The organism is Pseudarthrobacter sp. PvP090, assembly GCF_040547365.1.
GTDB lineage: Bacteria > Actinomycetota > Actinomycetes > Actinomycetales > Micrococcaceae > Arthrobacter.
On the sequence record NZ_JBEPPO010000001.1, the window covers coordinates 82,770 to 105,224 of the forward strand.

Genomic DNA, 22,455 nt, shown 5'->3' on the forward strand with positions numbered 1-22,455 from the left:
GCCATTCCGCGAGCCCGTTACCAGGCTATTCCCACTCAATCGTTCCCGGCGGCTTGCTGGTCACGTCGAGCACGACACGGTTCACGCCGTCCACCTCGTTGGTGATGCGGTTGGAGATCCTGGCCAGCAGATCGTAGGGCAGGCGCGACCAGTCAGCCGTCATGGCGTCTTCGGAGGAGACAGGGCGCAAAACGATCGGGTGGCCGTAGGTGCGGCCATCGCCCTGGACGCCGACGCTCCGGACATCGGCCAGCAGGACGACCGGCATCTGCCAGACCTCGTTGTCCAGTCCGGCAGCTGTCAGTTCAGCCCGCGCGATGGCGTCTGCCTTGCGCAGCAGGTCCAGCCGCTCCTTGGTGACTTCACCGACGATCCGGATGCCGAGACCGGGGCCCGGGAATGGCTGGCGCCCCACAATTTCCTGCGGCAGGCCCAGCTGGGCGCCGACGGCGCGGACCTCGTCCTTGAACAGGGCCCGCAGCGGTTCGACGAGTTCGAACTGCAGGTCTTCCGGCAGTCCGCCCACGTTGTGGTGGCTCTTGATGTTCGCTGCACCTTCACCGCCGCCGGACTCGACGACGTCGGGGTACAGGGTCCCCTGCACGAGGAACTTGATTTTCTCGCCGTGCGCGGCCGCCTCGGCGATGATCGCCAGCTCGGCTTCCTCGAAGGCGCGGATGAATTCGCGGCCGATGATCTTGCGCTTGGTCTCCGGGTCGCTGACGCCTGCCAGGGCCGCCTGGAAGCGCTCCTGCTCGTTGGCAACGTAGAGCTTGACGCCGGTGGCGGCCACGAAGTCGCGTTCGACCTGTTCGGCCTCGCCTTCGCGCAGCAGTCCGTGGTCCACGAACACACAGGTCAGCTGGTCGCCGACGGCGCGCTGCACCAGGGCGGCGGCGACGGCGGAGTCAACGCCGCCGGACAGGCCGCAGATGACCCGGGCGTCGCCGATCTGTTCGCGGATCCGGTCAACCTGTTCTTCAAGGATGTTGCCTGCGGTCCAGTTCGGTTCCAGCTTGGCGCCCTTGAACAGGAAGTTCTCAAGGACCTGCTGGCCGTACGCCGAGTGCTTTACCTCCGGGTGCCACTGCACGCCGTAGAGGCACTTCTCCTCGTTGGCGAAGGCTGCCACCTCGGCGCCCGCCGTCGTCGCCAGGACCTCAAAGCCTTCGGGGGCCTCGTGGACGGAGTCGCCGTGGCTCATCCAGGTGCTCTGGTGCTGGGGCATGCCCGCCAGGATGGACCGGCCCTCACCGATGGTGGTGGTTTCGGTGGCGCCGTACTCGCGGAGCCCGGTCTGGGCGACCTTGCCGCCGAGGGCGTTCGCCATGGCCTGGAAGCCGTAGCAGATGCCGAAGACGGGCACTCCGGCCTCGAACAGGTCTGCGCCGACGCTCGGGGCGCCTTCGGCGTAGACACTGGCGGGGCCGCCGGAGAGGATGATGGCGGCAGGGTTCTTGGCCAGGAGCTGCTCGGTGCTGTAGGTATGCGGAACCACTTCCGAATACACGTTCGCTTCCCGGACGCGGCGGGCGATCAGCTGCGCGTACTGGGCACCGTAGTCAACAACCAGCACGGGCTTGTGGGACGTCTGGGATGCAGAGGGAGTAGTCACCGTACTAGCCTACTTTGCGGCGCCGTCCGCCCGCACATTGAGAAGACGGTACCGGCCCGGGAACGGCCGCCGGGTAAGCGAACTCACATGGTGCCCGACGCCGGGCGCTCAGTAGCGCTGCGGAGCCTGCGGGTTCGCGGCGAGTTCGGCCTCCACTTCGGCGTGGAACTTCTTCTCCACGACGAAGGACAGGAAGGGCACGACGCCGCCGAGCGCCAGGATGATCATCTTCGAGAACGGCCAGCGCATGAGCGACCACAGCCGGAAGTTGGACATGAGGTACACGACGTACATCCAGCCGTGCACGATCAGCACCGCGACGGACAGGTTCACGCCCCCGACGACGCCCGGGGGCTCGGCATCGGCGAATCCGAAACCGAAAGGCTCACCGGTGACGGCGTTGGTTCCGCCGAGGAACAGGTACTGGCCGAAGGCGTACCGGGCGACCAGTTCGGCGCAGAGCAGGAGCAGCATGGCACCGGTCATGTACGCGAGCACCTTGTAGAACTTCAACGCCGAGCGGATCTGCGCCTCGGTTCCGCCGAAGCGGCGCTTCTTGCCGCGCCCGCTTCCGGTGGCGTTGGTCTGCTGCGGCTGGACGGCCGGCTGGGGCTCGATCATGGTTGCACTTTCGTTTCGGTGGGGTGCGGTTCAGTGGGGTCCGGTTCAGGGTGGTCCCGAGCTGCGGCTTCGTGCTCCTCGTCGAGGGCGTCCTCGAGTCCGCGGCGGTAGTCATCCTTCACCAGGCGCCACCAGATGAACAGCGCGAAGCCGGCGAACACGACCCACTCCGCGGCGTAGAACAGGTTCAGCCAGTTGACCTTTTCGGCGGGAGGCTGCGGCCCGATGTTCAGCGGCCTGACTTCGCCGCCGGACGCGGCGGCGCTGACGTCGCTGCCGCCGGCGGCCTCGGAGCTCGCGGCGACGAAGCCGGGGTAGCTGCTGACTTCCCAGATGTTGATGAGCTCGGCGACGGAGACGGCGCTGGCCCGGCCGGGTCCGGCGTCGGTCCCGGGCAGCGGGGCTTCGGAGGGCAGGAGCCGTCCGGTGAGTTCAATGGTGCCCGACGGCGGCGCGGGGGCGTCCGCGGGGTCGGCAACCCAGCCGCGGGCCACCGGGATCCAGGTCTGCGGCGAAGCGCCGGCTCCGGTCAGGGCGGGGGCGTCGTTCACGGCCAGGGCCGCAATAATCCAATAGCCCGTCGCCCCGCCGTTCAGGCGGCCCGGGACGAGGACCTGCTTCTGCGGATCGTAGCTGCCGGTGGCGGTGACAATCTGGTCGGCAACCGATCCGGGAAAGAAATCCCCGGGCTGGAGCACCGTGATCAGGGATTTGGGTTCCTCGGTAGTGGCGGCGACCGTCACCTCGGGCTGGGTCGAGCGGCCGAACTGCCACTGGCTGAGCAGCACAAACACCCCTGACACGACGATCGCGAACACCAGTCCTGCGATCCAGCGGGGTTTGAGGGCAGTTTTCAGCACCCCTTAACCGTACTTCGTTGGTGTGTAGAACAACGAAACGGGATGTGGGACGAGCGTTTAGTGGTCGAAGAAGACCAGGCTGGAGTTGATGAGTTCCGCGATCACTTCGGGGTCGTAGGCCCGGCGGAGCGATTCGCGGAACGACTCCTTCGACAATGACCGGGCAATGGTTGCCAGCACTTCGAGGTGCTCGGAGAAGGAGCTGGCCGGGGTCGCGATCAGGAGGACAACCGTCGCGGGCCCGTCGGCGGCGCCGAAGTCGAGCGCCTTGCCGTATTTTGTGATGCCGACCGCGATGGAGGTCCGGGACACGAACTCGCTGCGGGCATGCGGCAGGCCGATGCCGCCTGGCAGTCCCGTTGCCATCTGGTGTTCCCGGGCGTTGACGTGCTTGAGGAAGCCCTCAAGATCCGAAATGCGTCCGGCGGCATGCATCCGTTCCGCCAATTGGCTGGCAGCGTCGAACTTGTCGGAGGCGTCCATCTCGAGGATCACCATTTCAGGGGTGGTGAGCTCGGCGTCATACCGGTCCAATGGTTCCGCCAAGAGATGTCCCTTCGAAGTGGGCGTCAAGGCGCCGGCAGTCTCGGGTCGAGGCTGCCGGCGGACGCTGCCAGTCAACGCAGCGGAACGATGTCCTCGACGCCCATGCGTGCTGCGTCAGCGGATTCGTCGTCCGGCTGCTCCTGGCTGAGCCGTTCGGCGTCGACCCTGGCCAGGTAGTGCTTGATCTCGCCCTCACGCTGCGCATCGCTCCAGCCGAGGACATCTCCCATCAGTTTAGCGACTACCGGCGCTGCGGACACACCGCGGTCCCACGCCTCAATGGAAATCCTGGTCCGGCGGGTCAGCACGTCCTGCACATGCCGGGCGCCCTCATGGGTGGCGGCGTACACCGCCTCCGCGGCGAGGTAGTCGTCCGCGCCGGGCAGCGGCTCGCCCAACTCCGGGTTCTCGGTGATCAGCGCCAGCACCTCCGGGGCCATCGAACCGTAGCGGTTGAGCAGGTGCTCTATCCGCGCCACGTGGACTCCGGTTTCCTCCGCCATCCGGTTCCGCTTGTTCCAGGCGGCCTTGAATCCGCTGGCGCCCAGCAGCGGGATGGACTCCGTGCAGCTGGGCGGGACGCGTTCGTCCATGCTGCGGGTCGCCTCGTCAACGGCGTCCTTGGCCATGACCCGGTACGTGGTCCATTTGCCGCCGGCCACAACGACGAGCCCGGGCACAGGGTGGGCCACGACGTGTTCGCGGGAAAGCTTTGCGGTGGAGTCATTTTCGCCGGCCAGCAGCGGGCGGAGCCCGGCGTAGACCCCTTCGACGTCTTCGCGGGTGAGCGGGCGTTTCAGGACCCGGTTCACGTGTTCCAGGATGTAGTCGATGTCCTTGCTGGACGCCGCCGGGTGGGCTTTGTCGAGGTGCCAGTCGGTGTCGGTGGTGCCGATGATCCAGTGCCGGCCCCAGGGGATGACGAACAGCACGGATTTCTCGGTCCGCAGGATCAGTCCCACGGTTGACTGGAAACGGTCCCGCGGGACCACGAGGTGGATGCCCTTGGAAGCCCGGACTTTGAGCTGCCCGCGGTCGGTCACCATGGCCTGCGTCTCGTCGGTCCAGACCCCCGTGGCGTTAATAACCTGCTTGGCTTTGATGTTGAACGAGGAGCCATCCTCGTGGTTGACCACCTTGGCACCGACCACGCGTTCGCCCTCGCGGAGGAAGGAGACCACGGACATCTGGTTCACCGCGTGGGCGCCGTAGTAGGCCGCGGTGCGCACGAGGTTGGCGCAGTATTTGGCGTCGTCGACCTGGCCGTCGTAGTACCGGATGGAGCCGACAAACGCGTCGTCCTTGAGGCTGGGCGCTGCCCGCAGCGTGCCCCGGCGGCTCAGGTGCTTGTGGAACGGCACGCCGCGGCGCTGGCCGGTGGAAATGGACATGGCGTCGTACAAAGCAATGCCGGCGCCCACGTAGGGCCGCTCCAGGAACGGCTTGGTCAGCGGGTACAGAAAGGGAACGGGCCGGGCCAGGTGCGGGGCGAGCGCGGAGAGGATCAGCCCGCGTTCGTGCAGGGCCTCCTTGACGAGGGCGAAATCGAGCATCTCGAGGTAGCGCAGGCCGCCGTGGATCAGCTTCGAGGATCGGGAGGAGGTGCCCGCGGCCCAGTCGTTGGCCTCGACGATGCCGACGCTCAGGCCGCGCGTGATTGCGTCCAGGGCGGCGCCGCTGCCAACGATGCCGCCGCCGACGATCAGGATGTCGAGTTCCTTCCCGGGTTCTGTGGTGCCCCTGAGTACCGCGAGTGAAGCTTCGCGTTCCGCAGGCCCAAGGGCACCACCGGCCTTGGGAGAACCGCCGGGAAAACTGTTCATGTCACGCCTCCATCCGGATCAAAGCTCGTAGTGCACCACACTACTTCCAACTTCGCCGGATGGGCAGGGGGCCGTCAGTTGCCGGCGTAGGGCGATACGACGACGTCGACGCGCTGGAATTCCTTCAGATCCGAATAGCCCGTGGTCGCCATCGAACGGCGCAGCGCACCGATCAGGTTGGACGTCCCGTTGGTGTGGTGGCCGGGCCCGAAGAGGACCTCCTCGAGCGGCCCGACGGTGCCGACGTTGACCCTGTCGCCGCGGGGAAGTTCGAGGTGGTGAGCTTCCTGGCCCCAGTGCCAGCCCTTGCCCGGGGCCTCGTCGGCGCGGGCGAGGGCACTGCCGAGCATGACGGCGTCGGCGCCCATGGCGATGGCCTTGACGATGTCGCCGGAGGATCCCATGCCGCCGTCGGCGATCACGTGGACGTAGCGTCCGCCGGACTCATCCATGTAGTCGCGGCGGGCGGCGGCGACGTCGGAGATGGCGGAGGCCATAGGCGAGTGGATGCCGAGGGCGCGGCGGGTGGTGCTCGTGGCGCCGCCGCCGAAACCGACCAGCACGCCGGCGGCACCGGTGCGCATGAGGTGCAGGGCCGGGGTGTATCCCGCGGCGCCGCCGACGATCACCGGGACGTCGAGTTCGTAGATGAACTGCTTCAGGTTCAGCGGTTCGTGGTCCTTCGAAACGTGCTCGGCCGAGACGGTGGTCCCGCGGATCACGAAGATATCGACGCCGGCGGCCACCACGGTCTTGTAGTGCTCCTGGGTCCGCTGCGGGGTGAGGGAACCGGCGACGGTGACGCCTGCGGCGCGGATCTCCGCGAGCCTGGTGGTGATCAGCTCCGGCTGGATCGGGGCCTGGTAGAGCTCCTGCATACGCCGGGTGACGGCGGGGCTGTTGGTCTCGTCCTGAAGCGCACCGATCTGGTCCAGCACGGCCTGCGGGTCCTCATACCGGGTCCAGAGGCCCTCGAGGTCGAGAACGCCGAGCCCGCCGAGCCGGCCCAGGGCGATGACGGTTTCCGGAGACATGGCCGAATCCATGGGAGCGGCGATGACCGGCATGTCGAACTTGTAGGCGTCGATCTGCCAGGCGACGGACACGTCCTTGGGGTCACGCGTACGTCGGTTGGGGACGATCGCAATGTCATCCAGGGAGTAGGCACGACGCCCACGCTTGCCACGGCCAATCTCAATCTCGTAAGTCACTGCTCTAGGTTATCCCAGTGAACGCGCGTGCAGCCGACGGCCCGCGCCGCGGCGGGCCGGCGCATCGGACTGTTCGCGGCGGCCGGTACGCTGGCGGCATGGGCAAACGCTGGGTTTTCGATGGCCATATCGCCGGGATCGGGACGGGGTCCGGTCTGCGCGCGGTCGTGGGACTCTGGCAGCAGTCCCCCTTCGGGCCCTTCGCCGACGCCATGGTGGAGCTACCCTCCGGCCACCGGATCCTGCTGGCACCGACCGCTGACGTGGGCGAATTCATCGCTGCGGTCTACAACTTTGACGAGCTGCAGGTGCTGGACGTCGCGGCATCGTATGGTGCGCAGGGGCTCCGGGTGGATGCCGGCCCGCTGCGGATCCGTGCCGCCGTTGGCGCGCGGACCCGGCTGGGATCTTTTGCGCGGCTGGTCCCCCGGCCGGTGGCCGTGCACCCGCACTGGCTGCGCGCCGTCAGCCCGCTCGCGGCCGTGCTCAGCGCCGGGGTCCGCACCGCGGGCGCCGCGAAGGGCGGGCGGCGGGAGTACTACGGCGTGACCGACCTGCACCGCATCGACTCGGCGAGCGTCGGCTGGGACGGCGCGGATGCCGGCGAACTGTCCGACATCCGGCCCGCCGTCAGATTCGGTTTCAGCAGCGTCCCCCCGGAGCCCAGCCTCGCGCGGGTCCGCACCACGGTGCTGCAGGCAGGCAGCGGCGGCCTCCGGCCCTGACCCGTCCCGTCAGATCCCTTCGGCCTCGTCCTCGCTGAGCTGGGATTCGAACATCCGGAAGTAGCGGCCGCGCAGCGCCACCAGTTCCTTGTGGGTGCCCTGCTCCACAATCCGGCCGTCCTCCAGCATGTAGACGACGTCCGCCTTCTCGATCGTTGCGAGGCGGTGGCTGATGGCGATGATCGTGCTGCTGCGGTCGGCGAAGAGCCGCGTGAAGATGCGGTGCTCCGCAAGGGCGTCAATGGCCGAGGTCGGTTCATCCATGACCATGAACGGGGCACTGCGGTAAAAGTTCCGGGCCATCGCGAGGCGCTGCCACTGCCCGCCGGACAGTCCGCTGCCCTTGCGTCCGCGCGGATCCTCCATCCAGTTGCTGACGTGGTTGTCCAGCCCGTTGGGCAGCTTGTTGATGAACTCGAGGGCTTCGGCGTCGGCCGCGGCGCGGCGGATCCGGCCGTCGTCGCGCGGTGAATCGACGTCGCCGAAGAAAATGTTCTCCGCCGCGGTGGCGAACTCGTACTTAAGGAACTCCTGGCTGAGCACCGCCAGATGGCGGTGCCAGGACTTGACGTCGACGGCGGCGAGGTCGACGCCGTCGAGCAGCACCTGCCCGGAGTCCGGGCGGTAGAGCCCGGCGAGGATGCGGATGAGGGTGGACTTGCCGGCGCCGTTCTCCCCCACGATCGCGATGTGCTGGCCTTCGCGGATGGTCAGCGAGATGCCCCTGATGACTTCCAGTTCGCTGCCCGTGTAGGTGAAGCGGATGTCCTGCAGCTCCACGGTCCGGGGCGCCTGCAGCAGCGGCGGGGCGTGGTCGGAGTGCACCGGCAGCGCCATAAACAGCTCGTAGTCCTTGAGGTTCGCGAGGTCCTCGTCGATGGAGCTGAGGGAGGAGACGAGGCTGTTGGCGGTGGACAGGGCGCGGCTGACGATCTGCTGCACGTAGAGGAACTGCCCCACTGGCTGCGCCCGGGCGATGATCTGCCCGACCACCCAGATCAGGGACACGACCTCGGCGCCGTACTGCAGGGCGTCGGCGGCGAGCTGTTTGGGGATGTAGCGCTTCTGGAAATCCAGCCGCCGGCGCTCATCCGCGTCGCGCAGCCGGGAGCGGAGGTCCATGAGGTACCCGACGATCCCGTAGAGGCGCATCTCGGCGATGTGCTGCGGGCGCAGGAGGTTGGTCTCGATCATCCGCCGCTGCCGGCGGGAATCGATCTGGGTGTTCCAGTGCGCGATCTGCTCGCGGGAGAGCTTGAACTGCAGATAGACGCTGGGCACGATCGCCACGAGCACGATCACGGCAATCCACCAGCTGACCAGCAGCAGCGCACCGATCGCCAGGATCACCGAGACCAGCTGGGTGAAGATCGCCGCGATCCGGTCCAGGACCCGGGCGTAGGAGTCGGAGAAGCGCTTGGCCCGGTCGTACAGGTCCACCGTTTCCTTGTCGTCGTAGCGCCAGAAGTCCAGCGCCAGGAACCGCTCGTACATGAGGTCGCCCACGATCGCGCCGACCTTGAAGCTCATGAGCTGCTGGATGTACCGGTCCACGCTGCTGAACGCGCCCCAGAACAGTCCGAGGGCGGCGGTGATGATGACGTAGACGATGGCCTGCTGCCCCGCGGCGGCATCACCGGCGTAGGCGGCCGCGAGGGCCGTGGTGGTCAGGGCCGCGAAGTAGGTGGTGACGAGCGGGAGCAGCGCCGAGATCAGCGAGCCCACAACCTTCATCACGACGGCGGCGGGCGAGGCCCGGAAGCTGACCCGCAGCACCTGCGCGACGGCGCGGGCGTAGGGCCGCAGCGCCAGTTTGCGCTTTGGCTCACGTGCGGGCAGGAGTTCGGACATGCCTCCAGCCTAGGACACAGGCCAGCCCAACTAGCTAGCAGCAGGGGCCGTTATGAGCTTCCAAAACGGCCCCTGCTGCGAGTCAGTTGGGCGGGCCTCCCCAAGGGGCTAGCGCGAACCGTAGTTCGGTGCCTCCACCGTCATCTGGATGTCATGCGGGTGGGACTCCTTGAGCCCTGCCGCCGTGATCCGGACGAACTTGCCGCGGGCCTTGAGCTCCGGCACGGTCGGGGCGCCGGTGTAGAACATGGTCTGGCGGAGGCCGCCGACCAGCTGGTACGCCACCGAGGCCAGCGGGCCGCGGTAGGCCACCCGGCCCTCGATGCCCTCCGGGATGAGCTTGTCGTCGCCGGAGACGTCGGCCTGGAAGTAGCGGTCCTTGGAGTAGGAGGTGTTCTTCCCGCGGGTCTGCATGGCGCCGAGGGAGCCCATGCCGCGGTAGAGCTTGAACTGCTTACCGTTGACGAAGATCAGGTCACCCGGGGACTCGTCGCAGCCGGCCAACAGGGAACCGAGCATGACGGTGTCCGCGCCGGCCACCAGGGCCTTGCCGATGTCACCCGAGTACTGCAGCCCGCCGTCGGCGATCAGCGGCACGCCGGCGGGGATGGCGGCCTTGGCCGACTCGTAGATGGCGGTGATCTGCGGGACGCCGACGCCGGCGACCACGCGGGTGGTGCAGATGGAGCCGGGACCCACTCCGACCTTGATGCCGTCGGCACCGGCGTCGATGAGCGCCTGGGCGCCCTCGCGGGTGGCCGCCTGGCCGCCGATGATGTCGACGTGCGCGGCCACCGGATCGGACTTGAGCCGGCGGATCATGTCCAGGACACCCTGGGAGTGCCCGTTGGCGGTGTCAACGAACAGGGCGTCCACGCCGGCGTCGATCAGCGCCATGGCCCGCTCCCAGCCGTCGCCGAAGAATCCGATGGCGGCGCCGACGCGCAGCCGGCCTTCGTCGTCCTTGGTAGCCAGCGGGTACTGCTCGGCCTTGGTGAAGTCCTTGGTGGTGATGAGGCCCTTGAGCCGGCCCTGCTCGTCAACGAGCGGGAGCTTCTCGATTTTGTTGGTCGCCAGCTTGTGCGAGGCTTCCTCGCGGCTGATGCCGACGTGCCCCGTGACGAGGGGCATCTTGGTCATGACGTCGCTGACGAGGCGGATCGGGAAGTCCGCTTCCGGGACGAAGCGGGTGTCGCGGTTGGTGACGATGCCCAGCAGCCGCATCCCCTCGTCGACGACGGGGAGTCCGGAAACCCGGTAGTGCGAGCAGATTTCGTCGAGTTCGGCCAGGGTGGCTTCCGGGCCGATGGTCAGCGGGTTGGTGATCATGCCGGATTCACTGCGCTTGACCCGGTCCACCTGGTCCGCCTGGTCGGCGATGGAGAGGTTGCGGTGCACGACGCCGAGGCCGCCCTGGCGGGCCATGGCGATCGCCATCCGCGATTCGGTGACGGTGTCCATCGCCGCGGAGAGCAGCGGCGTCTGGACCGAGATGCGCTTGGAGATCCGGGAGGACGTGTCGGCCTCGGAGGGGATGACATCCGTGTGGCCGGGCAGCAGCAGAACGTCGTCGTATGTCAGTCCGATGAAGCCGAAGGGGTTGTGTTCGGGCTGGGTCATGAGTGCGCCTCTTACCTTGGTTATGGGTTTCACGGGTAGGGGTTGCAGCAGATGACCAGCCCGTCATTACGGGCATGGCCTGTGCAGAAGTGTTGAATAAATAGTAGAACCTTGGCGGCGATCCCCATATTCCGGGGCAGTAATGTGAGCAACGGCACCGGCCGGACCGGCGGCGCTGCGTCACGTCCAGCCGGTGGCGGCGAGCAGGCGCCGCTCGAACATGGGGATCATGCTTTGAACATAAGTCTTGGTCAGGTGGTTGTCGTCCTTGTAGACGTACACATTCCCGACGACGGCGGGGCAGGTGCCGCCGGCGCAGATGAAGTCACTCAGGTCCACCAGGTACAGCCCGGGCACCCTTCCCCGGTACCCGTCGAGCGGGGAGGCCCCGGCCAGGGACTCCTGCAGGGGCACCCGGCATTTCGGGGCTTCGGGTCCGTGCTTCTGGACGCATTCGGGCATGTTCATGTTGAAGCGCGGGTTGTCGCGGATGCCGACCACTTCAATGCCGGTATCGGTGAAGGGTTTGATGCCTTCGAGGTACTGCGGCACCTCGGTTTCGAAGGGTGCCTCTTTGTGCGTCAGCGAGGCGACGGTGAAAACCGCGTCCGGCTGGTGGTCCAGGACGTACTGCGCACTGGCCCGGTTGAAGGCATTGCACTCGGCATCCCGGTCCGGGGATTCGCCGCCGAAGCGGCAGTTTCCCTTCAGCAGGGCGACGACTTCCCAGCCGTGGCTTCGCGCGACCGGCCCGAGTGCGGCCATGTATTGCTGGGCGTGGGAGTCTCCGAGCACGACGATGCGCTTCGTGACGGTGTCAGGGCGGCTGTTCTGCAGGCACCCCGCGAGCAGCGGGTCGCGCGGGAGGTTCCCGTCCGTGCACAGCCCGTCGATGTCCGCCCATTCGTTCTTCATGGCGCCCGGAGCCGGGATGATCTTGGCCTCCGGCGTCGGCTTGCCCGCGTTCTCGGGCGCCAGGGCGGCCGCGCCGGGGGTCAGTTCCCGCGACTGGGCCGCTGCCACCGCCTCGTCTGCCGTCAGCTTGCTTTGCCACACGGACACCGGGCCCGCCAGCAGCGCGCCGCACGCCGCGATCACCACGGCGGTGCGCCAGGCCCGGCGCTGCGGCCAGTGCCACTCGCGCAGCGGCTTCTCCACGAACCGGGTGGTCAGCACGGCCAGCACGATCGAGGCGGAAACGATCGCCAGTCCCTGGATCAGGTCCGGCGCGGTGATGCCCGTCGCGGCGAGGCCCAGCACCAGCAGCGGCCAGTGCCACAGGTACAGGGCATAGGAGTTGTCCCCGAGCGCCACCAGCGGCTTCCAGGTCAGGACGCGGTCCACGCCGTAGCGGCTGCCGCTCTGTCCGGCGACGATGATGGCGGCCGCAGCCAGCGTTGGCCACAGCGCAATGAAACCGGGGAAGGAGCGGTCCACGGTGAGCAGGAGGCCGCAGGAGAGCATCGCGGCGAGGCCCGTCCATCCGAGGACAAGCCGCAGAACCTTACCGGGTTTGAGGTGCGGCAGCGCGAGCGCCAGCAGCGAGCCGAGGGCGAATTCCCAGAGCCGCGTGCGGGTGTCGAAGTAGGCGTAGGACTGGTTAGTGGCGGTCTGCTCGATCGAAAACACCAGCGACGCGACGAAGATCGCGCCGAAGGCCGTAGCGAGGAGCGCGGCATAGCCAACCCGGTCGCCCACGGGGGTCCGGCGCAGGAACCGCAGCAGCAGGGCCGCGCCGGCAAACACGAGCGGCCAGAGCAGGAAAACCTGGCCCTGGATGGACAGGGACCAGAAGTGCTGCAGCGGGCTGGCCCCGGAGTGGTCCTGCGCGTAGTAGTCGACGGCGGTGTCCGCCAGGAGCCAGTTCTGCCGGTACAGCAGGGAGGCCCAGACCTGGTCCAGAACGTCCGGCCAGCGGCTCTGGGGCAGGACCATGCGGGTACCGGCGAGGACGCCAAGAATAACCACGACGACGGCGGGAAGCAGCCGCTTGAGCAGGTGGAGCCAGTGGCCGAGGAGACGGAGGGGCTTGCCGGCCCCGACCTTCCGGGTGAAGCTGAGGGTCATCAGGAACGCCGAAATCAGCAGGAAAATGTCGACCCCGCCGGAGACCCGTCCGAGCCACACGTGATAGGTGACCACCATGAGGACAGCAAGGGCGCGGAGGCCCTGGACTTCGGGGCGGTAGCCCGATGTTACTTCGGGGCGGTAGCCCGATTTTGCGCGCGACGGCGAACCCGCCTCCGTTGCCGGCGGGCTCGCTATGGTTCGCTCATTCGACACTCGGGACCTTCCAGGGCGGTTTCCAAAGCATCAATGTTACCGAGTCGTAATTTTTCTGGCCAATCACGGGGGCGCGTGCAGCCGCCGGGTCGCCGGTCCCGGGCGGTCCCGGAGGCTACCCTGTAACGAGCCAGAGGAGGCCGCATCGTGATCGCACAGCTGCGCATTTGTGTTCCGGAAAAGTTGTCCGACGCCGTCGTGGACTGCTCCACCGGCGAGGTTGGCGTCGCCGAAGTCTCCCGGCAGCGAGGTGCGTCCGTGGTTCCTCCCGGGGACGTCATCCACGTGCTGCTCGCCCGGGAGTCGGTGGAGGGGCTGGTGGAGAAACTCCACGTCCTTCAGGTCCAGGAGCAGGGCTCGATCTCGGTCACCATGCCCGACCTGGTGCTCTCCGACCGGGCGGACAAGGCCGCCGCGGACGCCCCCGGGGAAGGCGCGGACGCCGTGATCTGGGACGAGGTATCGCGGCAGACGGGCGAGGATTCCCGGCTGACGTGGAGCTTCCTTGCCTTCCTCATCCTGGCGACCCAGCTGGCGGCCATCGGCATCGTGACGGACTCGACGATCGCCATTGTCGGCGCGATGGCTGTGGGCCCTGAGTTCGGACCGCTGGCGGCCCTGGCGGTCGCGCTTGTGCGGCGGCAGTGGAAGCTGGGACGCCGTGCGGCGCTCGCCCTCGGCGTCGGTTTCCCCGTGGCGATGCTGGCAGCGGCCTTCACGGCGTGGCTCTCCGTGCCGCTGGGTCTCTTCCCCGAAGATGTCCTGGACCGCGGCTCGGCAGTCGATTTCATCTACCACCCGGGCCCCTACTCGCTGATTGTCGCCGTGCTGGCCGGCGCCGCCGGGATGCTGTCCGTGATCAGCCGGCGCTCCGCCGCCCTGATCGGCGTGTTCATCTCCGTGACCACGGTCCCCGCCGCCGGCTTCGTGGCCGTCGCGCTGGTGCTGGGCGAATTCGAGAAAGCCGCAGGTTCCGCCCTGCAGCTGGCCTTGAACCTGGTGGGTATCGTGGCGGCGGCTGTTGCCGTGCTGATTTTCTACCGGCTCATCACCAAACGGCTGCCCGACGCCGCGGCGTTGCGCCTGAAACGGACGGCGCTGCGGGCACGGCGCTGAGTCCGCGCAGCCCGGCACAGCAGCAGCGCAAGAGCAGGCGGGCGCAACGCACAAAAAACCGGCCCAGCGGAGGCCGGACCGGTTCTTTGTGTGTGCGTGTTGGCTGCAGCCTAGTGGCTGTGGCCTGCGTGCTGGTCTTCCTCGGCAGGCTTCTCGACCACGAGGGTTTCCGTGGTGAGCACCAGTGCCGCGATGGACGCCGCGTTGCGGAGGGCCGCACGCGTCACCTTCACGGGGTCGATGACGCCGGCAGCGATCAGGTCTTCGTATTCGCCGGTCTTGGCGTTGAAGCCCTGGTTGTTGGCCGATTCGGCGACCTTGGCGACGACGACGTAGCCGTCGAAGCCGGCGTTCTGGGCGATCCAGCGCAGCGGCTGGGTCAGTGCCCGGCGGACGATGCCGACAGCAGCTGCCGCGTCGCCCTCGAGGGCCTGGACGGCCGGGTCCTCGTCGAGCGCCTTGAGGGCGTGGATGAGGGCGGCGCCGCCGCCGGCGACGATGCCCTCTTCCAGGGCAGCGCGGGTCGAGGATACGGCGTCCTCGATGCGGTGCTTCTTTTCCTTGAGCTCGACCTCGGTGGCAGCGCCGACCTTGATCACGCCGATGCCGCCGGCCAGCTTGGCCAGGCGTTCCTGCAGCTTTTCCTTGTCCCAGTCGGAGTCGGTGCGGGTCAGCTCGGCGCGCAGCTGGGAAACCCGGGCTGCGACGTCTTCGGCCGAACCGGCGCCGTCAACGATCGTGGTGTTGTCCTTGGTGACGGTAATGCGCCGGGCGGTGCCCAGCACCTCAAGGCCGACCGTGTCCAGGCTGAGGCCCAGTTCCGGCGAGACAACCTGTGCGCCCGTGAGGGTGGCGATGTCCTGCAGCATGGCCTTGCGGCGGTCGCCGAAGCCCGGTGCCTTGACGGCCACGACGTTCAGGGTGCCGCGGATGCGGTTGACGATCAGCGTGGAGAGCGCCTCGCCGTCGACGTCCTCGGCGATGATGAAGAGCGGCTTGGAGCTCTGCAGCGCCTTTTCCAGCAGCGGCAGGAAGTCCTGGACCGAGGAGATCTTGCCCTGGTTGATCAGGATCAGGGCGTCTTCGAGGACAGCTTCCTGGCGTTCCGCGTCGGTGACGAAGTACGGGGACAGGTAGCCCTTGTCGAACTGCATGCCCTCGGTGAGGACCAGTTCGGTCTGCGTGGTGGAGGATTCCTCGATGGTGATCACACCATCCTTGCCGACCTTGTCGAATGCCTCGGCCAGCAGCTCGCCGATCTCGTCGCTCTGGGCCGAGATGGAGGCGACGTTGGCGACCTGGGTGCCTTCGACCGGGCGGGCGTTTTCGAGCAGGCGGGCGGCGATGGCCTCAACAGAGACCTCGATGCCGCGCTTGATCTGGCCCGGGGCGGCGCCTGCCGCAACGTTGCGGAGGCCTTCCTTGACGAGGGCCTGTGCCAGCACGGTGGCGGTGGTGGTGCCGTCACCGGCAACATCGTTGGTCTTGGTGGCGACCTCCTTGGCAAGCTGCGCGCCAAGGTTCTCGTAGGGGTCGTCCAGTTCGACTTCACGGGCGATGGTGACACCATCGTTGGTGATCGTGGGGGCGCCCCACTTCTTGTCCAGCACGACGTTGCGGCCGCGCGGGCCAAGCGTCACCTTGACCGTGTTGGCGAGCTTATCGATGCCGGCTTCAAGCGACCGGCGGGCAGCGTCGTTAAACGCAAGCTGCTTTGCCATGGTTTTGTCCTTTCAAAGACAGAACCCCGCGCAACTGACCCGTCAAAGGAGGATCGGCGGCGCGGGGTCCAAGAGAGTTACTTTACGACGATCGCCAGGACGTCGCGGGCGGACAGCACGAGGTACTCGGTGCCGCCGGTCTTGACTTCAGTTCCGCCGTACTTGGAGTAGATAACAACGTCGCCGATGGTGACGTCGATCGGCACGCGGTTGCCGTTGTCGTCGAAGCGGCCGGGGCCTACTGCGACAACTTCGCCTTCCTGCGGCTTTTCCTGCGCGGAGTCCGGGATGACCAGGCCGGAAGCCGTGGTCTGCTCGGCTTCGAGCGGGCGGACAACAATACGATCCTCAAGAGGCTTAATAGAGACCGACAATGACCTCTCCTTTTCGTCAGCAAATTCGTGGACATCAAAGCTGTGGTGCCAAGGCGTACAGACCGTCGTCGCGGTGCCGGCAGCAGCCTGGCTGTGAAGCTTCAGGTGTTAGCACCCTCCTAGGGAGAGTGCTAATGACGACTCTATGTAAGTAGTTAGCACTCGGTCAAGGCGAGTGCCAGAAATACGTTCTCGGTGAACGCCGGCGGCGGGGGGACATGCCCATTCCCGGGTGCGGCCCGTGGACACTTGGGCATTGTGCTCAGTGCCGGCGCCGGCCGCGGGACATGTCCGCGGGGCGTGGACCACTCCGGGGAGGACATGTCCGCCCCTGACGCCAAAGACTGGACATGTCCGGCGGCGCGGAGCCGCCGCCGGGCTACCGTCCGCCGAGGTCCTCGAAGTCGACGTCCTCGCCGTTGTCGCCGTCGTCGGTACCGGCCTCGTTCCGGTGCCGGTACAGCACCAGGGCACCGGCTGCGGCCAATGCAACGCCCAGCACCAAGAACACGATGCCGCCGGCGCGGGCCCCGGCGTAGTTCTCGCGGATGGCCCTGGCTTCGTCGGTGGCGTCCTGGACGTCCAGGCCGCCGACTGAATAGACGGTCGCGTTGAAGGAGTCGAGGAAGAAGATGATGACCAGCAGGGCCACGCACACGACGGCGATGACGCCGCCGGCGATCAGCGCCGGCCGGGCGAAGCGGGCGAGTCCCGGGCGGGCGGGGCGGCCGCCGTCGGCGGCCCGCTCGGCGGCGCCGCCCCCCGGATAGTACTCGTCCGTGCCGCTGCTTGCCGTGCCGCTGTCATCCATGCCGTCAACCTTATCGGGCGCACGGCTCCACCCCGCGCTGAACTAGGCTTGATCCCATGTCTGACGCACCGCAGGACCAAATCGCCCCGCTGCTGAACCCCGAGGGCTGGGAGCTGCTGGCGTCACTTGGCCCCTACAAGGAGGACGAGGCGTTCCGTCTCAACGCCTCGCTCCGGAAGGCCGGCCACTCCCCCGAACTCGTCTCCGCCGTCCTCACCCAGTCGCGGCTGCGGACCAAGGCCGAGGCCAAGTTCGGCGAGTTCGCCCGGCAGATGATTTTCACCCAGGCGGGCCTGGAGCAGGCCACCCGGCTCACCGTGGCGGCCCGGCACGCGCAGCGCTTCGCGGAAGCCGGCGTGCAGCACGTGGCGGACCTTGGCTGCGGCTTGGGCGGCGACGCCATGGCGCTCGCCTCGCTGGACATCCAGGTCACGGCGGTTGAAAGGGACGAGACGACGGCCGCCTGCGCCACGATGAACCTGATCCCGTTCCGGAACGCTACCGTGGTCCATTCCGATGCGGAGACGGTGGCCCTCGACGGGATGGACGGCGTGTGGCTGGACCCGGCACGCCGGACCACCTCCACCTCGGGCACGAAGCGGCTCTGGGATCCGGAGGACTTTTCCCCGCCGCTGTCCTTCGTCGAGTCCCTGGCCGGCGCCGGACTGGCCGTGGGTGTGAAGATGGGCCCGGGCATGCCGCACGATTCGGTGCCCAGGGACTGCGAGGCCCAGTGGGTCTCGGTGGGCGGGGACGTCACCGAAGTGGCGCTGTGGTTCAACGCCGTCCGGCGCCCGGGGATCCGGCGGGCTGCCCTGCTCCTCGGCCCCGCCGGCGCGGCGGAGCTCACCAGCGCCGAGGATTTCGGCGGCGGCCCGGTCGCCCCCGTGGGGCCGGTCGAGGGGTACCTCTACGAGCCCGACGGCGCCGTCATCCGCGCCGGGCTGGTGGCCGACGTCGCACTCCAGCTGGGCGGGCACCTTGTGGACGAGCACATCGCCTACATCTGCGCCCCGGAACTGCGGGACACCCCCTTCGCCCGGCCCTACAAGGTGCTGGAGGTGATGCCCTACAACGTCAAGGCGCTCAAGGCCTGGGTCAAGGATCAGGGCATCGGAGTCCTGGACATCAAGAAGCGCGGCACCTCGGTCACCCCGGAGGAGCTGCGCAAACAGCTCCTCCCCGGAGGGAAAACCGGAGGAAAAAGCAAGAGCAAGAAAACAGCCACCCTGGTCCTCACCCGGATCGGGGAGGAGCGGGTGGCCATCTCGGTAGAGCCTGTCTAGTTTCGACCGCTGTCCGGGCAGCCGGAACGCCGGATTCGCGGGAAGCTACTGGGCCCGCATGAAGTCCTCGGCGGCCCGGACCTGCTCGTCGCTGGGCCGGATCCCGGTGTACAGCACAAACTGTTCCAGCGCCTGGATGGTCGCCACCTCCGCACCGGTGATCACGGTCTTGCCGGCCGCGCGGGCGGCCTTGATCAGCGGGGTCTCGGCCGGCAGCGCGACGACGTCGAACACTACCTTCGCGGCGTCCACTGTTTCCTGCGGGAAGGACAGGGAGTCGACGTCGGGGCCCCCGGCCATGCCGACGGGCGTCACGTTGATGATCATGTCGGCCGTCAGGGAATCGACGTCGGCGCGCCAGGCGAAGCCGTAGAGCCCGGCGAGCGCCCGGCCCGCTTCCTCGTTGCGCGCGATCACGGTGACGTCCCGGAACCCGGCGTCGCGCAGGGCCGCGGCGGTGGCCTTCGCCATGCCGCCGGCGCCCCTTAGCAGCACCGAGTACGCCGAGGGCACGGCGTTGCGTTGCAGCAGCTGCTCGATCGCCGTGTAGTCGGTGTTGTAGGCCGTGAGCGTGCCGCCGTCGTTGACGATCGTGTTGACAGAGTCGATGGCTTTCGCGGACGGGTCCATCACATCCACGAGCGCGATGACGTCCTCCTTGTACGGCATCGACACGGCGCAGCCGCGGATTCCGAGGCCGCGCACGCCGGCGATCGCCTGGCCGAGGTTTGTGGGGGCGAAGGCCTTGTAGATCCAGTTCAGGCCAAGCTGGTCATACAGGTGGTTGTGGAAGCGGGTCCCGTTGTTGCTCGGCCGGGCCGAGAGCGAGATGCAGAGGGTCATGTCTTTATTCAGGATGGGCACCCCTCCATTAAACGACAGGCCGGCCCGGGCCGGCGTGCTCCCGGACGCGGGCCGGTCCGCGCCGGCCTGGTCTCACGCGCAGCCGGTACCCGGAGGCTGGGACCCGACGGCGACCGGAAGCTTGCCGGGGGCCTTGGCGTGTCCGGCCAGCACGGCCGCCAGGGCCTCGAACGCACCGGGGCTCCGGCCGTAGAGTGCGATCCTGGCCGGGGCCGTGGAGTGCGCCAGCGGCCAGGGCGCGTCGAGGGCCACCGCCACGTCCGCCGGCGACTGCGGCGTGGCCGGTGCTGCTGGTGACGCCGGTGCGCCGATCAGCGAGACCAGCGGCCCCTTGCCGATGCTGATGCCGGCGTTCCGGGCAGCGGCGGCGAACCGTGCCCGGTCCTGGGCTGAGCCGCCCGTCACCCGGACGCTGGCCGGCACCATCGGGCCGTCGCAGGGCCCGGACAGCACGGTGATGGCCGCCGCGGAGACTTCCTGCGACAGGCCACTGCCGCTGCCGGGCGCCGTTCCGGGTCCGGCGCCCGCGCGTCCGCGCCAGATCATCATGGTGACAACGCGCTGCGCCGCCTCCGCGAGCCGCTCGGGCGGCAGGGTGCCGCCGCGCACCGCGGCGATGATCGCGGCGTGCGCGGCCGCCACGTTGGCGGGCATCAGCAGCAGGTCGGCGCCGGCGGCCAGGGCCAGCGGCGCGGCGGAGTCGTTGGGATACGACCCCTTGACCGCGCCCATGTTGAGCGCATCCGTGACCGCCACGCCCTGGAACCCCATCTTCCGCAGTTCGGCATAGGCTGCCGTGGACACGGAGGCGGGAACGCCGGGCTCAAGCGCGGGCACGGCGATGTGGCCGGTCATGACCATCGGCAGGCCGGCGTCGATGGCAGCCTGGAAAGGCTTAAGGTCCTTGGCCCGGAGTTGCTCCAGGCTTGCGCCCTGGACCGGCAGCCGGGCATGGGAATCGACGCTGACGGAGCCGTGGCCGGGGAAGTGTTTCGCGGCCGGCAGCAGCCCCGCGGCCAGCATCCCCTGGGAAAAGGCGACGCCGAAGCCGGACGCGGCGTCGGCGTCGCCGGACATGGACCGGGCTCCGATGGTCGGATCGGCCGGGCCCATGGTGACGTCGGAGGTCGGGGCGAAGTCGGTGTTGAAGCCCAGCGCCGCGAGTTCGGCGGCCATGGCCCGGCCGGCTTCGCCGGCGAGCGGCCCGCTTCCCGCCGCGCCGTAGCTCATCGGGGCAGGCCACTCGGTCAGCGGCGCCCGCAGCCGTGCCACCACGCCGCCTTCCTGGTCGACGCCGATCATGCCGGGCCAGCTGCGGCCGCCGGTCCGTGCCGCGGCCTGGAGCCGGCTGGCGACGCCGTGCATCGCCGCGGTGTCCACGCGTCCGTCCGCTGTTCGGGGGACGTTGTCACCCATAATGATGGAACCGGCCAGGTGCAGACGCTCGATGACCGCGGCCTGGGCCTCATGGTCGAGTCCGCGGTAGAACGGCAGCAGGACCTGCCCGGCCCGTTGCTCGGTGGTCATCGCGGCCACGGCCTGCGCCGCGGCGGTCGCGTCCCGCTGCTGCGGCCCCCAGCCGAGCGGCCGGGTCCCGGCGCGGGGGAAGGTATCGGGATCGTCGGGCAGTGTCGCGGACGGATCCCACGGGGGCGCCGGAGGCTGCGCCGGTGCGGTCGCTGCGGGGTCCGCGGAGAGGGCCGCCGAATCCGCCGAGGGGTCCGGCGTCGGGGTCCCCGAACAGGAGGCGGTGCCGAGGACAAGCCCCAGAACTGCCGTCAGTACCGCCGCGGTCCGGGGTCGATTGTGAACACTTTCACGTTTTCGCTGCAACCTGGCCACCGGCTCGATGCTACCCCTGCACTAGACTTGAGCCACCGTTGCCTCGCCAACTGTCCGGCAATTCCGCCCAAGACGAAAGCCGGACGGGGCAGGGAAACGGACAGCACAACATGAAGGGACCACATGAAGATTGATTTCGCTTCATCCAGGCAATCAACTCTTGGTGTGGAATGGGAACTCGCCCTCGTGGATGCGGAAACCGGGGAACTGGCGTCCGTGGCCAAGGAGGTCCTCCGCGGGGTCGCCGCGAAGCATCCCGAGCTGAACGAGGACGACGAGCACCCGCATATCAAGCAGGAGCTGCTGCTGAACACGGTGGAGCTGGTCACCGGGATCTGCAACACCGTGGCGGAAGCGAAAGCGGACCTGAGCAGTTCCCTCGCCGCCGTCCGTGACGTCACCGATCCGATGGGCGTCGAGATCTTCTGCGCCGGCAGCCACCCCTTCAGCCCCCCGCAGCTGCAGCCGGTGACCGACAAGGAGCGGTACGCGAAACTTATTGACCGCACGCAGTGGTGGGGCCGCCAGATGGTGATCTACGGCGTCCACGTGCACGTGGGCCTGGACAGCCGGGACAAGGTGCTCCCCGTCCTGGACGGACTGGTGAACTACTTCCCGCAGTTCCAGGCGCTCTCCGCCTCGAGCCCGTTCTGGGGCGGCGAGGACACCGGGTACGCCTCGCAGCGCGCGCTGATGTTCCAGCAGCTGCCCACCGCCGGTTTGCCCTTCCAGTTCGCCAGCTGGGATGACTTTGAGTCCTACGCCCAGGACATGTTCACCACCGGCGTGATCGACTCACTGTCCGAAATCCGCTGGGACATCAGGCCCGTCCCGCATTTCGGCACCATCGAGATGCGCATCTGCGACGGCCTGGCCACGCTCGAGGAAGTCGGCGCCATCGCCGCCCTGACCCAGTGCCTCGTCGACGAGTTCTCCACGACGCTGGACAACGGCGGCACCATCCCCACCATGCCGCCCTGGCATGTGCAGGAGAACAAATGGCGCGCGGCCCGCTACGGCCTGGACGCCATCATCATCCTGGACGCCGCGGGCAACGAGCAGCTCGTCACGGACCACATCCGCGAGACGGTCGCCCGGCTGGAACCCGTCGCGGTGAAACTGGGCTGCGTCGCGGAGCTGGCCGACGTCCTGAAGATCATCGAGCGCGGCGCCGGGTACCAGCGGCAGCGGCGCGTGGCCGCCGAGCACGGCGGCGACCTGCGCGCCGTCGTCCTGGACCTGGTCCAGCAGATGCGCAAGGGCCCCGAAGCCTAGACTCGGCGGTC

18 protein-coding genes are annotated in these 22,455 nt (G+C 68.2%); 4 read left to right on the forward strand and 14 right to left on the reverse strand.

Annotation, left to right across the window (positions count from 1 at the left end):
- Positions 1–25: 25 nt before the first annotated feature.
- The 6 genes from guaA to ABIC21_RS00400 form a co-directional block, all read right to left on the reverse strand.
- The gene (gene guaA, locus ABIC21_RS00375; RefSeq protein ID WP_354348478.1) at positions 26–1,615 is read right to left on the reverse strand and encodes a glutamine-hydrolyzing GMP synthase; all 1,590 of its coding nucleotides are present in this window, start codon (positions 1,613–1,615) and stop codon (positions 26–28) included.
- A gap of 108 nt (positions 1,616–1,723) precedes the next feature.
- The gene (locus ABIC21_RS00380) at positions 1,724–2,236 is read right to left on the reverse strand and encodes a DUF3817 domain-containing protein (protein WP_354348479.1); all 513 of its coding nucleotides are present in this window, start codon (positions 2,234–2,236) and stop codon (positions 1,724–1,726) included.
- A complete protein-coding gene (locus ABIC21_RS00385) occupies positions 2,233–3,096 on the reverse strand; it encodes an SURF1 family protein (protein WP_354348480.1) in 864 nt (287 codons plus the stop codon). The genes ABIC21_RS00380 and ABIC21_RS00385 overlap by 4 nt, the downstream gene beginning before the upstream one ends.
- A 57-nt stretch (positions 3,097–3,153) precedes the next feature.
- Positions 3,154–3,642, reverse strand: coding sequence for a PTS sugar transporter subunit IIA (locus ABIC21_RS00390; RefSeq protein WP_354348481.1), 489 nt, complete (start codon positions 3,640–3,642; stop codon positions 3,154–3,156).
- Positions 3,643–3,713: 71 nt separating this feature from the next.
- On the reverse strand, positions 3,714–5,465 hold the full coding sequence (locus ABIC21_RS00395; protein WP_354348482.1) for a glycerol-3-phosphate dehydrogenase/oxidase: 1,752 nt from the start codon (positions 5,463–5,465) through the stop codon (positions 3,714–3,716).
- A gap of 74 nt (positions 5,466–5,539) precedes the next feature.
- Positions 5,540–6,676, reverse strand: coding sequence for a GuaB3 family IMP dehydrogenase-related protein (locus ABIC21_RS00400; protein ID WP_354348483.1), 1,137 nt, complete (start codon positions 6,674–6,676; stop codon positions 5,540–5,542).
- A gap of 98 nt (positions 6,677–6,774) precedes the next feature.
- Between ABIC21_RS00400 and ABIC21_RS00405 the strand changes: the two genes are divergently transcribed.
- Positions 6,775–7,401 carry a hypothetical protein gene (locus tag ABIC21_RS00405; protein ID WP_354348484.1) on the forward strand — a complete coding sequence of 209 codons (627 nt, stop codon included), beginning with the start codon at positions 6,775–6,777 and terminating at the stop codon, positions 7,399–7,401.
- Positions 7,402–7,410: 9 nt separating this feature from the next.
- Here ABIC21_RS00405 and ABIC21_RS00410 read toward each other — a convergent pair whose 3' ends face one another.
- From ABIC21_RS00410 to ABIC21_RS00420, 3 genes are all read right to left on the reverse strand, one after another.
- The gene (locus tag ABIC21_RS00410; protein ID WP_354348485.1) at positions 7,411–9,252 is read right to left on the reverse strand and encodes an ABC transporter ATP-binding protein; all 1,842 of its coding nucleotides are present in this window, start codon (positions 9,250–9,252) and stop codon (positions 7,411–7,413) included.
- Positions 9,253–9,360: 108 nt separating this feature from the next.
- Entirely contained in the window at positions 9,361–10,872 is a 1,512-nt protein-coding gene (guaB, locus tag ABIC21_RS00415) for an IMP dehydrogenase (RefSeq protein WP_354348486.1), read from the reverse strand.
- 180 nt (positions 10,873–11,052) lie between these two features.
- A complete protein-coding gene (locus ABIC21_RS00420) occupies positions 11,053–13,155 on the reverse strand; it encodes an acyltransferase family protein (protein WP_354348487.1) in 2,103 nt (700 codons plus the stop codon).
- Between the two features lie 147 nt (positions 13,156–13,302).
- On the opposite strand from ABIC21_RS00420, the gene ABIC21_RS00425 reads away from it, so the two are divergent.
- Positions 13,303–14,271 (forward strand): DUF389 domain-containing protein, encoded by a 969-nt coding sequence (locus ABIC21_RS00425; RefSeq protein ID WP_354348488.1) that lies wholly within the window; start codon positions 13,303–13,305, stop codon positions 14,269–14,271.
- 110 nt (positions 14,272–14,381) lie between these two features.
- On the opposite strand, the gene groL is transcribed toward ABIC21_RS00425, so the two are convergent.
- From groL to ABIC21_RS00440, 3 genes are all read right to left on the reverse strand, one after another.
- A complete protein-coding gene (groL, locus tag ABIC21_RS00430) occupies positions 14,382–15,992 on the reverse strand; it encodes a chaperonin GroEL (protein ID WP_307460391.1) in 1,611 nt (536 codons plus the stop codon).
- 77 nt (positions 15,993–16,069) lie between these two features.
- Positions 16,070–16,366: a co-chaperone GroES gene (groES, locus tag ABIC21_RS00435; protein WP_069949240.1), complete on the reverse strand. Its 297-nt coding sequence runs from the start codon at positions 16,364–16,366 to the stop codon at positions 16,070–16,072.
- 379 nt (positions 16,367–16,745) lie between these two features.
- Positions 16,746–17,177: a hypothetical protein gene (locus ABIC21_RS00440; RefSeq protein WP_354348489.1), complete on the reverse strand. Its 432-nt coding sequence runs from the start codon at positions 17,175–17,177 to the stop codon at positions 16,746–16,748.
- 56 nt (positions 17,178–17,233) lie between these two features.
- On the opposite strand from ABIC21_RS00440, the gene ABIC21_RS00445 reads away from it, so the two are divergent.
- Positions 17,234–18,463: a THUMP-like domain-containing protein gene (locus ABIC21_RS00445; RefSeq protein WP_354348490.1), complete on the forward strand. Its 1,230-nt coding sequence runs from the start codon at positions 17,234–17,236 to the stop codon at positions 18,461–18,463.
- Positions 18,464–18,508: 45 nt separating this feature from the next.
- On the opposite strand, the gene ABIC21_RS00450 is transcribed toward ABIC21_RS00445, so the two are convergent.
- Together ABIC21_RS00450 and ABIC21_RS00455 are read right to left on the reverse strand one after the other, a co-directional pair.
- Positions 18,509–19,327, reverse strand: a complete 819-nt coding sequence (locus tag ABIC21_RS00450; RefSeq protein WP_354348491.1) for a shikimate 5-dehydrogenase — start codon at positions 19,325–19,327, stop codon at positions 18,509–18,511.
- 72 nt (positions 19,328–19,399) lie between these two features.
- The gene (locus ABIC21_RS00455) at positions 19,400–21,169 is read right to left on the reverse strand and encodes a glycoside hydrolase family 3 N-terminal domain-containing protein (RefSeq protein WP_354348492.1); all 1,770 of its coding nucleotides are present in this window, start codon (positions 21,167–21,169) and stop codon (positions 19,400–19,402) included.
- A 123-nt stretch (positions 21,170–21,292) separates the two neighbouring features.
- Between ABIC21_RS00455 and ABIC21_RS00460 the strand changes: the two genes are divergently transcribed.
- Complete coding sequence (locus ABIC21_RS00460; protein ID WP_354348493.1) at positions 21,293–22,444, forward strand: glutamate--cysteine ligase; 1,152 nt, start codon at positions 21,293–21,295, stop codon at positions 22,442–22,444.
- The last annotated feature ends 11 nt before the right edge of the window (positions 22,445–22,455 follow it).

What these genes read in the sequence shown, in the direction of transcription:
- ABIC21_RS00380 (WP_354348479.1), bottom strand. Translation starts at nt 2,236, where the DNA reads ATGATCGAGCCCCAGCCGGCCGTCCAGCCGCAGCAGACCAACGCCACC.
- ABIC21_RS00395 (WP_354348482.1), bottom strand. Translation starts at nt 5,465, where the DNA reads ATGAACAGTTTTCCCGGCGGTTCTCCCAAGGCCGGTGGTGCCCTTGGG.
- ABIC21_RS00405 (WP_354348484.1), top strand. Translation starts at nt 6,775, where the DNA reads ATGGGCAAACGCTGGGTTTTCGATGGCCATATCGCCGGGATCGGGACG.
- ABIC21_RS00410 (WP_354348485.1), bottom strand. Translation starts at nt 9,252, where the DNA reads ATGTCCGAACTCCTGCCCGCACGTGAGCCAAAGCGCAAACTGGCGCTG.
- guaB (WP_354348486.1), bottom strand. Translation starts at nt 10,872, where the DNA reads ATGACCCAGCCCGAACACAACCCCTTCGGCTTCATCGGACTGACATAC.
- groL (WP_307460391.1), bottom strand. Translation starts at nt 15,992, where the DNA reads ATGGCAAAGCAGCTTGCGTTTAACGACGCTGCCCGCCGGTCGCTTGAA.
- ABIC21_RS00440 (WP_354348489.1), bottom strand. Translation starts at nt 17,177, where the DNA reads ATGGATGACAGCGGCACGGCAAGCAGCGGCACGGACGAGTACTATCCG.
- ABIC21_RS00445 (WP_354348490.1), top strand. Translation starts at nt 17,234, where the DNA reads ATGTCTGACGCACCGCAGGACCAAATCGCCCCGCTGCTGAACCCCGAG.
- ABIC21_RS00460 (WP_354348493.1), top strand. Translation starts at nt 21,293, where the DNA reads ATGAAGATTGATTTCGCTTCATCCAGGCAATCAACTCTTGGTGTGGAA.